Genomic DNA, 13,032 nt, shown 5'->3' on the forward strand with positions numbered 1-13,032 from the left:
CTTGCCTATAATCGCGCCTGTTTCCCTTCTCACTGGTGCTACCCATGGCGTATCAACTGAACCTGAACTGGCCGGAATTTCTTGAGAAATACTGGCAAAAGCAACCCGTTGTGCTGAAAAATGCCTTCCCGAATTTTGTCGACCCGATTACCCCGGACGAGCTGGCGGGTCTGGCGATGGAGCCGGAGGTCGATAGCCGTCTGGTGAGCCATTTCAACGGTAAATGGCAGGCCAGCAATGGTCCGTTCGAGCACTTTGACGATCTGGGCGAATCCGGCTGGTCGCTGCTGGCGCAGGCGGTGAACCACTGGCATATGCCCGCGGCGGAGCTGGTGCGTCCGTTCCGCGTTCTGCCGGACTGGCGTCTGGACGATCTGATGATCTCCTTCTCCGTGCCGGGCGGCGGCGTGGGTCCGCATATCGATCAGTACGACGTGTTTATCATTCAGGGGATGGGCAGCCGCCGCTGGCGCGTGGGTGACAAGCTGCCGATGCGTCAGTTCTGCCCGCATCCGGCGCTGCTGCATGTGGATCCGTTCGAGCCGATCATCGACGAAGATCTGGCGCCGGGCGATATTCTCTACATTCCGCCTGGATTCCCTCACGACGGTTTTACCCATGAAACGGCGCTTAACTACTCCGTCGGCTTCCGTGGGCCAAATGGCCGCGATCTGATCAGCAGCTTCGCCGATTATGCGCTGGAAAACGATCTGGGCGGCGAGCACTACAGCGATCCGGATCTGACCTGCCGCGAACACCCGGGCCGCGTGGAGCAGTACGAGCTCGATCGCATTCGTCAGATGATGATCGACATGATCGGCAAGCCCGATGATTTCACAAAATGGTTCGGCAGTTTTGTCTCCACGCCGCGTCACGAGCTGGATATTGCCGCCGCCGAGCCGCCGTACGCGCCGGAAGAGGTGCTGGACGCGCTGCAGGGCGGCGAAACGCTGTCTCGCCTGAGCGGCCTGCGCGTGCTGAACATCAACGGCAGCTTCTTCATCAACAGCGAACAGCTGGAGACGGTAGACGCGAAGGCGGCGGATGCGCTGTGCCGCTACACCGAACTCGGTCAGGCCGAGCTGGGCGATGCGCTGAAAAACCCGGCGTTTGTCGAGGAGCTCACCGGGCTGATTAACCAGGGATACTGGTACTTCGACGAGTAGTGCGGCCTGTTGCCCGGTGGCGCTGCGCTTACCGGGCCTACAACGGCAAGAACGTAGGCCGGGTAAGGCGAAGCCGCCACCCGGCAAAACACTACTCCTCCATCGCAATCACAATCGCTTCACCCAGCTTTTTCAGCGCCTCGCGATGTTTCTCCGTAGGCGGCAGCGCCACGTTTATCCGCAGGCAGTTACGGTACTTCCCGGAGGCGGAAAACAGCGACCCGGCCGCGGCCTGGATCTTCAGCCGGCACAGCTGCTTGCTGACGCACACCATATCGACCTTCTCCGGCAGCTCAATCCACAACAGGAAGCTGCCCTGCGGGCGCGTGACGCAAATCTCTGCCGGAAAATACTGCCGCACCCAGCAGGTGTAGGTTTCCATATTCTGCTGATAAATCTGGCGCATACGGCGCACGTGACGATGGTAATGACCGTCGCGAATAAACGCCGCCACCGCCATCTGCGTGCCCGGCACGTTAAATCCGCCGGCGGCGTATTTCATGTGCATTACCCGGTCGTAGTAGCGTCCCGGCACAATCCAGCCGACGCGCAGGCCCGGCGCCACGGTTTTGGTAAACGAGCTGCAGAGGATCACGCGACCGTCGATATCCATTGAATGAATGGTGCGCGGGCGCGGGTACTCCGCCGCCAGCTCGCCGTAAATATCATCCTCGACAATCACGATATCGTGCCGCTGGGCGAGGGCCAGCACCTGCTTTTTCCGCGCCTCCGGCATGATAAACCCGAGCGGGTTATTGCAGTTGGGCACCAGGATCACCGCCTTGATTGGCCACTGCTCCATTGCCAGCTCTAGCGCTTCGATGCTGATCCCGGTTTCAGAGTCGGTGGGAATTTCAATCGCCTTGATGTCAAACCCGCGCAGCATCTGCATGGTGCCGTGAAACGACGGCGATTCCACCGCCACGATATCCCCCGGTTTGCATACCGACAGCAGGGCAATCGACAGCGCGCCGTGGCAGCCGTTGGTGATCACAATGTCGCTTGCCGAGACGGTGGAGCCGCCGTCCAGCATCAGACGGGCGATCTGCTCGCGCAGCTCCAGGCGCCCGTCAAGCACGTCATAGCTCAGCATCTCGCCAGGGTTATGCTGCGCGATGCGGCTCATCTCGCGCCACAGGGGCTTCAGGCTCGGCTGGTTAATGTCCGGCGAACCGCCGCCAAAGGAGATCATCTCTTTGTCGGCGCGGGCGTCCAGCAGCATCATCACCTCATCCCACTGGGTAACGTCCACGGGGCGTTGCACCGGGCGCGTCATCGCCGGGACGGGCGGCTGGGCTTTGCGCGGTGAGACAAAATAGCCGGAGCGTGGTTGAGGCGTGATCAGCTGGAGGTTTTCGAGGATCTGGTAGGCCTGCTGTATGGTGCTGATGCTCACGCCGTGCTCCTGACTCAGCGTGCGCACCGACGGCAGACGTTCGCCGCTGCGATACAGCCCTTGCTCAATGCGTTCAGCCAGAAGATTCGCCAGATGTTGGTAGCGTGTCATGCTGTATCCTTTATTTTCACCATACAGATTATAAAACCAGTACAGATTGCTGCGAAAATTGCCATGCAGATACTGTTTTAGCGGATCTGTATGTTAAACAAAAGTTGTTTTTGCATCTGTATTGCACGGGTGGATTTCCGGGATGATAACCCCACTGACACAGTGAGGAGAGCATCATGGAATTCTACGAGAATCGTTCAAAACGTCCGTTGATTGTGTTTGTCTGGATCGCAAAAACGCTGCGTAGCTGGTATCGCATCAACCGCACCCGCCGCATCCTGAGCCAGATGAGCGACGAGCAGCTCAAGGACGTTGGGTTATCGCGATATGATGTGTGAGCCGTATCATCGCCCGGTGGCGCTACGCTTACCGGGCCTACGGGATCGAGTAGGCCGGGTAAGGCGAAGCCGCCACCCGGCGATGGTTAGCGCAACAGCGCAAACGTCTGCCGCTTCGGCCTTTCCAGTAAATCCAGCGCCTCCTGATACGAGCGCACGTTGTTATAGCCCATCACCAGCCCGTAGCGTTTGCCCGACCCGCGATACCACTCCGAGAGCGCATTGACCTGCAGCTGCTGTTCCTGCCAGCAGCGCGCCACTTCCCGATCACGGCTTCCTTTGGTCAGGAATGCCACGATATGCATCCCACCGTCGTTTTGCTCGGTGAAAAACAGATCGCCATACACCTCCTGCAGGGCGGCAATCATCCAGTCGCGGCGGGTCTGATACAGCGCGCGCATCTTTTTCAGATGACGGAAAAAATGCCCTTCGTTGAGAAACGCGGTGAGGATCTTTTGCGTCAGCACCGGCTGGCCGCTGGTGGTGATGTCCGCGCAGTCGGTAAAGGCTCCGACGGTGCTGGCGGGCATCACCACGTAGCCCATGCGCAGGGACGGCATGATGGTTTTACTGAAGGTGCCCATAAAAATCACCCGGTCGTGCTGGTCGAGGCTTTTCAGCGACGGCAGCACCTTGCGGGTGTAGTGAAACTCCCCGTCGTAATCGTCTTCGATAATCCACGCCTCGTTCTGGCTGGCCCAGTCGAGCAACTGCTGTTTACGCGGCAGGGAGAGCGTGACCGCCAGCGGGCTCTGGTGCGACGGGGTGACGATGGCAAATCGGGCGTCGCGATGGTGACGCAGCAGGTAGTCCGTGTCGATGCCGCAGCGATCGACCGGCACGGTGTGCAGGCGCGGCACGATCCGCTTGAGCAGCTGCTGGCCCATGAAATAGCCCGGATCTTCAAACACCACCTTGTCGCTGCGGCTGGCGAGGGTGTCGAGGATCAGCCGCAGGCTGCCGCTGTAGCCACTGGTGATCAGCACCTGTTCAGCGGTGCAGGAGAGCCCGCGTGAGATGTTGAGGTAGCTGGCGATGGCCTGGCGCAGCGGATACCAGCCCAGAACGGGCGGGTTGAGCATCTCCTCCTGTCGCATAGCCCGCGTCGCCTGGCCCGCCAGCAGCAGCCATTTTTTATACGGGAAGCTGTCGAGGGCGGGGATGCCGGGACGCAGAAACCCGGCCCGCTCGCGCTGGCTGATGAGCGAGGCCGGAAGCGCTCCGGTGGGCTGTTCCGCAGGGGCAGTCTTATCCGGCAGCAGTAAGTCCGGGTTAACCTGCGTGCCGCGCGCGCCCTGGCTCACCAGATACCCTTCACCCGTCAGAATGGCGTACGCCGTTTCGACGGTTTTACGCGCCACCTTCAGCTCTTCCGCCAGCACGCGGATGGCAGGCACCCTGTCGCCCGGCTTCAGCACGCCGCGCATGATGTTGTCGCGGTAGCGGGAATAAATCTCGTGATAGCCCGGCTTCATGTCCTACCTCATTTCACGCTTTTTGTATCTTTTTACTATGTCATGAACGGCGTAGATTTGCCTCATCGCACGGCACATGCCGCACAAAAAGAGGAAAGACCATGAGCACTCGCGTTAACCACCATAAAGTTACACCTGCCCTCGCCAACGCGCTGTCTGCCCTGAGCATGGAGGTAGCAAAAACCTCCATCGACCCGGCGCTGAAGCACCTGATCGACATTCGCGTGTCGCAGCTGAACGGCTGTACGTTCTGTCTGGATATGCACTCAAAAGAGGCGAAAATCGCCGGCGAGCGCGAACTGCGCCTGTACCATCTGGCGGCCTGGCGCGAGTCCCCGTTGTTCAGCGCCCGTGAGAAAGCGGCGCTGGCGTTCACCGAAGCGCTGACCCAGATTGGCGTTCACGGGGTGAGTGACGCGCTGTACCGCAGCGTGGCGGAGCACTTCTCGGACGTGGAGATTTCAGAGCTGAACTTCGCTATCGTGGCGATCAACGCCTGGAACCGTCTGGGGATCACCTCCCGCATGGCGCCCGGTTCGCTGGATGCGGCGTACGGGCTGAATAAAGCTAACCTGGAATAATTCCGCGCTCGCGGATCATCGCCACCAGCGCCCGCAACCCCGGCGGGACGTGGCGATGGCCGGGGTAGTACAGGCGCAGCCCGGCAAACGGCTGCGTCCAGTCGTTTAAGACGCTCACCAGCTCCCCGCTTTTCAGCTCGTCCCGAATATAGAGTTCCGGTAAAAATCCCACCCCTAATCCCGCTTTCACGGCGCGGATGGAGGCAAAAAGATCGGACGTCGCAAAGCGCGGCGGCACGGCAAGCGCGTACGTTTCCCCCCGACGGGCCAGCTCCCAGCGGTAGATCCCACCGTGAGCCATACGCATGCCGATCCCCTGATGCGAAAGCAGATCGTCCGGCGTCTCGGGTATGCCGTGAAGGGTGAAATAGTCCGGCGTGGCGGTGACGAGCTGGCGGATCTCACCGGTCAGCGGCACGGCGATCATGTCCTGCGGAACGGACTCTTCGAGGCGGATCCCCGCGTCATAGCCTTCGGCAACGATGTCGATCATCCTTGCTTCACTCACCGTTTCCACGCGCATTTTCGGGTAGCGGATCATGTAGTCGATCAGCAGCTGGTCCAGAAACAGGGTGCCGATATGGTTCGGCACGTTCAGCCGTAGCGTGCCGGCAGGTTCCCCGGTTTCGCTGTGGATTGCCTCCCCGGCGAGACGGATCTCCTGCAGGGCGGGGCCGATACGCGCCACGTAGCGCTGTCCGGCGTCGGTGAGCGCCACGCTGCGGGTGGTGCGGTTGAAAAGTCGCGTCTCAAGGCGGCTCTCCAGCCCGGCGATGGCGTTGCTGACCGCCGTGGCGGACATCCCCAGCTCCTGCGCCGCGCCGCGAAAGCTGCCGCGTCGCACCACCGCCATCACCACTTCCAGCTCTGTCAGACCTGAACGATGCATAGATTATCCTGAAAATCGAAACAACCCTTGCAGCATAGCGTGGATTATCGCAACGGAGAAGCCGTGCCAGACTGTGCTCACACAGCCTGAGGAGGGTGATATGCACACTATCGAACAGATCTTTATTAACGGCGAGTTTGTTACCCCGCACGGGACCGAGTGGTTTGATTTGTACAACCCGGCGACGGCGCAGGTCATCGGCCAGGTTCGTCTGGCGGATGAGGTTGACGCTGAACGCGCTATCGCGGCGGCGAAAGCGGCGTTTCCGGCGTGGTCGCAGACCACAAAGCAGGAACGCATCGCCGCGCTGAAGCGCATGCACGCCGCCGTGGCCGCCCGTCACGACGATCTGCTGGAAGCGGTCATTGAAGAGTACGGCGCGCCCGCCTCGCGCTCGGCATGGATGGCAAGCTATCCGGCAGAGGTGATTGCGCAGGTCATCGAGGCGCTGGAGGCGTTTGAGTTTGTCACCCCCGCAGGTGCCGCAACGGTGCAGATGACGCCGCTTGGCGTGGCCGGGCTGATTACGCCGTGGAACAGCGATGCCGGGTTTATCTGCGGCAAACTGGCGGCCGCGCTCGCCGCGGGCTGCACGGCGGTGATCAAGCCGAGCGAAATGAGCGCCCTGCAAACGCAGATTGTCACTGAAGCGTTGCGCGATGCTGAATTACCGCCAGGGGTATTTAATATCGTCACCGGACGCGGCGAGACGGTCGGCGAAACGATTAGCCGTCACCCGGACGTGGCAAAAATCTCGTTCACCGGTTCCACGAATACCGGCAAGGCGATCCTGCGCAACGCGGCGGAAAGCTTTAAGCGCGTAACGCTGGAGTTGGGCGGTAAATCGCCGACGATCCTGCTGGATGATGTGGATCTCGCGCAGGCGATCCCGCTGGTGATCCAGGCCGGGTTTATGAACAGCGGGCAGGCGTGCGTGGCTGGGACGCGCATTCTGGTGCCTTACTCGCGTAAGGCGGAGATCGAAACCGCGCTGGCGCAGGCCGTGGCGGCGGTGAAATCCGGCGATCCGCGCAACAGTGCGACAGACGTCGGCCCGATGGTCAGCGAGAAGCAGTGGCTGCGGGTGCAGGGCTATATCCGTAAAGGCCTCGAAGAGGGGGCACGCCTGCTGGCGGGCGGTGAAGGACGACCGGACGGCACGCAGGACGGCTGGTTCGTGCGTCCGACGCTGTTTGCCGACGTGAACAACCGGATGACCATTGCCCGCGACGAGATTTTCGGTCCGGTGCTGTGCGTGATCCCCTATCGTGACGAGGCGGAGGCGATCGCCATTGCCAACGACACCGACTACGGCCTGAGCGCGATGGTGCTGGGCGGCGATGTGGACCGCGCACGACGCGTGGCGCAGCAGATTGTTGCCGGTCGCGTGCTGGTGAACACCCTGGCCCATGAACCGAAAGCGCCGTTCGGCGGGTTTAAGCACTCCGGTTTGGGGCGCGAGATGGGTGAGTGGGGAATTCGGGCGTTTATGGAGCCGAGGTCGATGGTGGGTTAAAACCCGCCCGGTGGCGCAGCGCCATCCGGCGCAACACTTCGCTCCTTGCCGAAGCATTGTGCTTTTCCCTCCTGCATTCTCTCCCCTACATCACAACGGAGAGAAAACCATGATCGCAGTCCTTTTCGAAGCCAAAGCCGCGCCTGCCCATCAGGCGCGCTATCTTCAGCTTGCCGCAGAGCTTAAGCCTTTGCTGGCGGACATTGACGGTTTTATTGATATCGAGCGGTTCCAGAGCCTGACGACCGAGGGCAAAATCCTCTCCCTTTCCTGGTGGCGGGATGAAGAGGCCGTCCGCCGCTGGAAGCAGAACGTCTTTCATCAGGCGGCGCAGGCCGAAGGACGGGAGTCAATTTTTGCGTACTACCGCATTCGGGTGGCGCAGGTCGTGCGGGAATATACCTCTGAAACCGGAGGACACGCCGATGTATGACGTTCATGTCATTTTTCGCGATATCCCGGGTGAACTGGCGCGCTTTGGGCAGCTGCTGGGCCGCAACGGCGTGGGGCTGGAGGGCGGTGGCGTATTTGGTACACATGCCCATTTCCTGGTGGAAGACGGGGAAAAAGCGCGACGCGTGCTGCTCGACGCCGGGTTTACCGTGCAGGCGGTGCGAAAGCCGGTGATCAGAAAGCTTAAGCAGGAACGCCCTGGCGAGCTGGGCGAGATCGCAGCGGCGCTGGCGGCACGCGGTGTGTCTATCCTGACTCAGTACAGCGACCATGCGAATCACCTTATTCTGCTGACGGATGATGATAAGCTGGCCGCAGAGATCACCGAACCCTGGGCGACCCATGCTTAAGACGAGTTTACCCCCTGATAACAGCGCGATGCTGGAAAAGGCGATTGCCGCGGTGGCGGCTGCAATGGCCGATCCGTCGCGCGTGAAGATGCTCTGTGCGCTAATGGACGGACGGGCGTGGACGGCCACCGAACTGAGCGCGGCGGCAGATGTCGCACCGTCGACCGCCAGCGGGCATCTCGCCCGGCTGCTTGAAGGGCAACTGATAACCTGCCTGTCGCAAGGGCGGCATCGCTATTATCGTCTTGCCGGGCACGACGTGGCGGCGCTGGTGGAGCAGATGATGGGGCTTTCGTGGAGCCGCATTACCCCGCCGGAAACCACCGCGCCGAAAGCCATGCGTGAAGCCAGGACCTGCTATGACCATCTCGCAGGCGCGGTGGCGGTGCAGATCTATGATTTCATGCACGCGGAAGGCTGGCTGGAGGCTGACGGTTCAGCGTTGACACTCTATGGCCGGGAGCAGTTCCTGACGCTCGGCATTTCGTTAAGCGCGCATCCGCGCCGGAAGGCCTGCTGCGCCTGCCTGGACTGGAGCGAGCGGCGGTTTCACCTGGGCGGAGAAGCCGGCGCGTTGCTGCTCGACCATCTGGAAAGTAAAGGCTGGATCCAGCGGGTGGCGGGGTATCGGGAGGTGGTGGTGACGGCGTCGGGGAAGGCCGCTGTAAAGAGGCTTTTTAGCCGCTAAAAACGCCCGGTGGCGCTGCGCTTACCGGGCCTACGCGTACATCGCCTCCAGTAACACCTTTCGCAATTCCTGCGCTTTCGCCTCTCGTTTCTTGATAGTTACCCTGATAACTATTATCTTGACCGTGTGTGACGAGAGGTTTCCCCATGAGTGAAGAAGAACTGTTCTGCCGCAGGCCAATGGGCATGCGGATGGCGATGATCGTGCGCCAGTGGCGTGCCGTCATCGACGAGGCCATTCTCGATACCGGGTTAACCCAGTCGAGCTGGACGGTGATGATGCAGCTTCATCAGCTCGGGGATAACGTCTCAATGAGTGAGCTGGCGGAGGTGCAGGGCATTGAACTGCCGCCGCTGATGCGCACCCTGACACAGCTGGAAAAGCAGGGGTACCTGCTGCGCGCTGTATCGCCTTATGACAAGCGCATCCGGCTTCTGACGCTGACGCCTGAGGGAAAAGCCCTGTTACAAAGGCTCACTCAGGTCATTGAGACGTATCAGGCGCGCGTATCGCAAAACATCGCGCCGGAACATCTCGACATTTTCAGCGCCACGTTGAATCAAATCGCCTGCAATTTGCGGACAATCCGCGAAGAAGATAACAAGACCGAAAAATAATGACCCCTGAACAAAAGTTTGCCCGCTGGGTAAGGGTGAGTATTGCCTCTTTCCTGCTGATATTTGTCTACTTTATCGTCGCGGATATCTGGATCCCGCTGACGCCGGACTCCACCGTGATGCGCGTGGTGACGCCGGTGTCTCCGCGCGTCTCCGGTTACGTGGCGGCGGTACATGTCCACAACAACAGCCAGGTGAAGAGAGGCGATCTGCTGTTTGAGCTCGATAACACGCCGTTTCGCAATAAGGTGGAAGCGGCGCAAATCGCGCTCGAGCAGGCACGTCTGTCCAACGAACAGCTGGATGCGCAGATCGCCGCCGCGCAGGCCAGCCTGAAAACCGCCGTGCTGACCGCGCGTAACGACAAAGTGACTTTTGATCGCTACCAGAAGCTGAGCACGCTGCAGAACGTCTCGCAGGCGGATCTGGATAAAGTCCGCACGACCTGGCAGAGCAGCGAACAGGCCGTCAGCTCAATTCAGGCCAACATCCAGAACCTGCGCATTCAGCGCGGCGAGCGGGACGAGCACCGCAACGTGACGCTGCAAAAATACCGTAACGCGCTGGATGAAGCAGAGCTGAACCTCGGCTGGACGAAGGTCTACGCCCAGGCGGACGGTACGATCAGTAACCTGCAGTTGAGCCCCGGCTTCTATGCTTCATCCGGTTCCGCCGCGCTGGCGCTGGTGAACAACCAGACCGATATCGTGGCCGATTTCCGTGAGAAGAGCCTGCGCCATACCCATCAGGGCACCGATGCGGCCGTGGTGTTTGACGCCTTTCCGGGACACGTTTTCCGCGCCCACGTCACCAGCAGCGACGCGGGGATCCTGGCAGGTCAGGAGGCCGTTAACGGCCAACTCTCCGAGCCGGAAACCTCTAACCGCTGGGTGCGCGACGCTCAGCGCATGCGCATTCACGTGACGCTGGACGAGGCGCTGCCGAAGCATCTGCCGACCGGCGCCCGCGCGACCGTGCAGCTCTACAACAGCGAGGGGCCGTTTGCGCGCTTCTTCTCCGGGATGCAGATCCACCTGGTAAGCCTGCTTCACTATGTCTATTAGTACCCTGGCGCGGGTCTTTACCCCGCACGGCAACATCGTCTACACGGCAAACGACTTTCGCCAGACCCTGCGCATCGTCTTTGCCGGGATGATTGCGCTCAGCATCTCCAGTTTCTACAACACCAGCTACGGCGTCTTTTTCGTGGTCTATCCGATCATGCTGCTCTCGCTGGTGCCGGTGTTTAACCGCCACGTGGCGAAGCAGTTTATCTTCAGCGCATCGCTCAACTGCGTCGAAATGGTGATTATCATCGGCTATCTGTCGCAATGGCCGATCATCATGACGCTGGTGGTGTTTGCCCTGTACGTGATGCGCTTTCGCTTTATGAGTAAAGGCCCGCTGTTTCTGTTCGGTTCGATGGGTGTGGTGTGCCAGAGCGTGATGCTCAACTTTATGAGCTACCCCACCACCAACTGGCACACGCTGCTGTTTTCCAACATCGAAGCGAGCGTGATGGCGGTGTGCCTGAGCGCGCTGATGCACTATCTCCTGCCGGACGTGGAGCCCCGCAAGCCGCCGCCGCTGATTGAGAAAGACGACGCCCGCGTGCGCCACGAGTCGTTGCTCTCCGGCACCGTCGCGACGCTGATATTCGTCGTTTTTCAGATCAGCGATTTAAGCGATTCGCTTTCGGCGCTGATGGCAGGGATTTTGATCCTGTTCCCGATGCACTATCGCGGCGCGGTGATGAGCTCTATCTGGCGCGTGGTCGGCGTGGTGCTGGGCTGCCTCTATATTCTGGTGGTGCAGTTGATCCTCTACGATCACAGCAGCCATATGCTGCTGATGATGCCGCTGATCGGCCTTGGGCTGGCGTTTGGGGCGCGACTCCACGTGATGGAGAAGGTGGGGGCGGGCGTGGGCTTCTCCAGCATCACCACCATCGGGATAATGTTCGGGCAGAACATGCACCCGGACACGGACCTGGTGTTCAGCGATCTGTACCGCATCACCTCCGTTACCTTTTCGCTGGTGGCGACGCTGACGATGGTCTTTCTGGTGCACCTGATCCTGAACCGTTTTGAGGCGACGCGCTACGTCATCGCGCCGCCTAAAGCGGATTAATGTCCCAGCACGGCAGGCAGCTGCGAGAGTAAAAACAGAATCAGGCCAATCGTCCCGCCCACCAGGGTGCCGTTGACGCGGATAAACTGCAGATCCTTGCCAATGTTCAGCTCAATCTGGCGGGACATGTCTTTGGCATCCCAGCTTTTCACCGTGTCGCTGATATGGCGTGTCAGGAACGCAGCAAAATCCGGCGCGAGGCGGTGCGCGGCCTGCTCCAGATGCTCGTTCAGCGAGGCCTGCAGGTTAGCATCGTTCGTCAGCGTTTCACCGAACCACAGCCCGGCGTTGGCGATGCGCTGCTTCACGCGCGAGTCCTCACTCTGCATATCCGCCTTTAGCCACTGGCGCAGATCGGCCCACATCTCGCCCAGATAGCGGTTAAACGCCTCATCGTTTTTCAGGTAATGCTTGATGTTGTCGGCTTTGGCCGCCATGTCCGGATCGTTTTTCAGGTTGTCGATAAGCTTCAGCGTGGCGCGGTCAAACGCCTGGCGGATCTGGTGCGTGCGGTCGTGGCTGATATCGTCCAGCAGCGTGTTGACCGCGTTCGATACCATCTCCGCACTCTGATCGCCCAGCCACTCGGTGGGCAGCACCATCGCCTTGCGGGGATGCTCGGTTTTGAGCCAGTGGACGATCTGGTCGGCGATAAAGTCCCGCGTGCTTTCCCGCTGAATCAAAGTAATCAGGCGATTGATGATGGTGTCCAACAGCACCTGATGGCGGTTGTTTTTGGTCATGCTCTCCAGCATCACGGCGCTGGTTTCGGTGAAATCGACCTTGTCGATGGCCTTATGCACCGCGCGTTTGAGCAGGCGCTGAATGCGCCCGTCGTCGGTCAGCTCGAGAAAACCGCTCATCACCTGCATCAGATGCAGCCCGACGCGCTGGGCGTTGTCAGCCTTGCTGAACCAGGCACCAATCATCTGGGCAGGTTCATAGCGGCGAATCAACGCCACCAGCGACTGGGTATCCAGAAACTTCTCCTGCACGAACTGGCCGAGATTGTCGCCGATCCGGTCTTTATTGCGCGGGATGATCGCCGTATGGCGGGAGATAAAGGGAATCGGCACCCGGCGGAACAGCGCGACGACCGCAAACCAGTCCGCCAGCGCGCCGACCATTGCCGCCTCGGCAATGGCCTTGACGCCGCGCACCCAGAAGGTCTGCGGCAGGAACAGGGTGGTGATAAAGGCCGCGGCGGCAACCAGCAGCAGCGACAGCGCCAGCAGCTTGGCGCGTTTGAGTTCAGCTATTTTTTCCATGGGTTAAGGATAGAGGCAAGTGAACCAAAAGTGCAAAACTGGTGTAAGGGGGAG

The 13,032-nt window shown here is 60.4% G+C and carries 14 protein-coding genes; 10 read left to right on the forward strand and 4 right to left on the reverse strand.

Going from position 1 to position 13,032, the window contains the following annotated elements; translation table 11 throughout:
• Positions 1-44: 44 nt before the first annotated feature.
• The gene (locus ACMGGU_RS00930) at positions 45-1,166 is read left to right on the forward strand and encodes a cupin domain-containing protein (RefSeq protein WP_262805703.1); all 1,122 of its coding nucleotides are present in this window, start codon (positions 45-47) and stop codon (positions 1,164-1,166) included.
• Between the two features lie 91 nt (positions 1,167-1,257).
• Here the strand turns inward: ACMGGU_RS00930 and ACMGGU_RS00935 are convergent, their stop codons facing one another.
• Positions 1,258-2,673: a PLP-dependent aminotransferase family protein gene (locus tag ACMGGU_RS00935; RefSeq protein WP_111967172.1), complete on the reverse strand. Its 1,416-nt coding sequence runs from the start codon at positions 2,671-2,673 to the stop codon at positions 1,258-1,260.
• A gap of 176 nt (positions 2,674-2,849) precedes the next feature.
• Between ACMGGU_RS00935 and ACMGGU_RS00940 the strand changes: the two genes are divergently transcribed.
• Complete coding sequence (locus ACMGGU_RS00940) at positions 2,850-3,011, forward strand: DUF1127 domain-containing protein (protein WP_420300179.1); 162 nt, start codon at positions 2,850-2,852, stop codon at positions 3,009-3,011.
• A gap of 86 nt (positions 3,012-3,097) precedes the next feature.
• On the opposite strand, the gene ACMGGU_RS00945 is transcribed toward ACMGGU_RS00940, so the two are convergent.
• Positions 3,098-4,486: a PLP-dependent aminotransferase family protein gene (locus ACMGGU_RS00945; protein WP_420300180.1), complete on the reverse strand. Its 1,389-nt coding sequence runs from the start codon at positions 4,484-4,486 to the stop codon at positions 3,098-3,100.
• Positions 4,487-4,587: 101 nt separating this feature from the next.
• Between ACMGGU_RS00945 and ACMGGU_RS00950 the strand changes: the two genes are divergently transcribed.
• Positions 4,588-5,067, forward strand: a complete 480-nt coding sequence (locus tag ACMGGU_RS00950; protein WP_014882392.1) for a carboxymuconolactone decarboxylase family protein — start codon at positions 4,588-4,590, stop codon at positions 5,065-5,067.
• Here ACMGGU_RS00950 and ACMGGU_RS00955 read toward each other — a convergent pair.
• Complete coding sequence (locus tag ACMGGU_RS00955) at positions 5,054-5,956, reverse strand: LysR family transcriptional regulator (RefSeq protein ID WP_353143596.1); 903 nt, start codon at positions 5,954-5,956, stop codon at positions 5,054-5,056. The two genes, ACMGGU_RS00950 and ACMGGU_RS00955, sit on opposite strands and share 14 nt — an antisense overlap.
• 100 nt (positions 5,957-6,056) lie before the next feature.
• Between ACMGGU_RS00955 and ACMGGU_RS00960 the strand changes: the two genes are divergently transcribed.
• The 7 genes from ACMGGU_RS00960 (at position 6,057) to ACMGGU_RS00990 (ending at position 11,710) form a co-directional block, all read left to right on the forward strand.
• The gene (locus ACMGGU_RS00960) at positions 6,057-7,472 is read left to right on the forward strand and encodes an aldehyde dehydrogenase family protein (RefSeq protein ID WP_420300181.1); all 1,416 of its coding nucleotides are present in this window, start codon (positions 6,057-6,059) and stop codon (positions 7,470-7,472) included.
• A gap of 109 nt (positions 7,473-7,581) precedes the next feature.
• Positions 7,582-7,905: an antibiotic biosynthesis monooxygenase family protein gene (locus ACMGGU_RS00965; protein WP_048028659.1), complete on the forward strand. Its 324-nt coding sequence runs from the start codon at positions 7,582-7,584 to the stop codon at positions 7,903-7,905.
• Positions 7,898-8,275 (forward strand): amino acid-binding protein, encoded by a 378-nt coding sequence (locus ACMGGU_RS00970; RefSeq protein WP_024908314.1) that lies wholly within the window; start codon positions 7,898-7,900, stop codon positions 8,273-8,275. Before ACMGGU_RS00965 ends, ACMGGU_RS00970 begins: the two co-directional genes overlap by 8 nt.
• The gene (locus tag ACMGGU_RS00975) at positions 8,268-8,963 is read left to right on the forward strand and encodes an ArsR/SmtB family transcription factor (protein WP_126534236.1); all 696 of its coding nucleotides are present in this window, start codon (positions 8,268-8,270) and stop codon (positions 8,961-8,963) included. The genes ACMGGU_RS00970 and ACMGGU_RS00975 overlap by 8 nt, the downstream gene beginning before the upstream one ends.
• 146 nt (positions 8,964-9,109) lie before the next feature.
• Positions 9,110-9,580, forward strand: coding sequence for a MarR family winged helix-turn-helix transcriptional regulator (locus tag ACMGGU_RS00980; protein WP_024908312.1), 471 nt, complete (start codon positions 9,110-9,112; stop codon positions 9,578-9,580).
• The gene (locus tag ACMGGU_RS00985; RefSeq protein ID WP_126534237.1) at positions 9,577-10,644 is read left to right on the forward strand and encodes an HlyD family secretion protein; all 1,068 of its coding nucleotides are present in this window, start codon (positions 9,577-9,579) and stop codon (positions 10,642-10,644) included. The genes ACMGGU_RS00980 and ACMGGU_RS00985 overlap by 4 nt, the downstream gene beginning before the upstream one ends.
• Entirely contained in the window at positions 10,634-11,710 is a 1,077-nt protein-coding gene (locus ACMGGU_RS00990; RefSeq protein ID WP_262751309.1) for a DUF2955 domain-containing protein, read from the forward strand. Before ACMGGU_RS00985 ends, ACMGGU_RS00990 begins: the two co-directional genes overlap by 11 nt.
• On the opposite strand, the gene ACMGGU_RS00995 is transcribed toward ACMGGU_RS00990, so the two are convergent.
• The gene (locus tag ACMGGU_RS00995) at positions 11,707-12,978 is read right to left on the reverse strand and encodes a DUF445 domain-containing protein (protein WP_063622629.1); all 1,272 of its coding nucleotides are present in this window, start codon (positions 12,976-12,978) and stop codon (positions 11,707-11,709) included. The genes ACMGGU_RS00990 and ACMGGU_RS00995 overlap by 4 nt on opposite strands.
• Positions 12,979-13,032: the final 54 nt, after the last annotated feature.

The sequence above is a fragment of the Enterobacter sp. BNK-8 genome (assembly GCF_048685095.1).
In the GTDB taxonomy this organism is placed as follows: domain Bacteria; phylum Pseudomonadota; class Gammaproteobacteria; order Enterobacterales; family Enterobacteriaceae; genus Enterobacter; species Enterobacter quasiroggenkampii.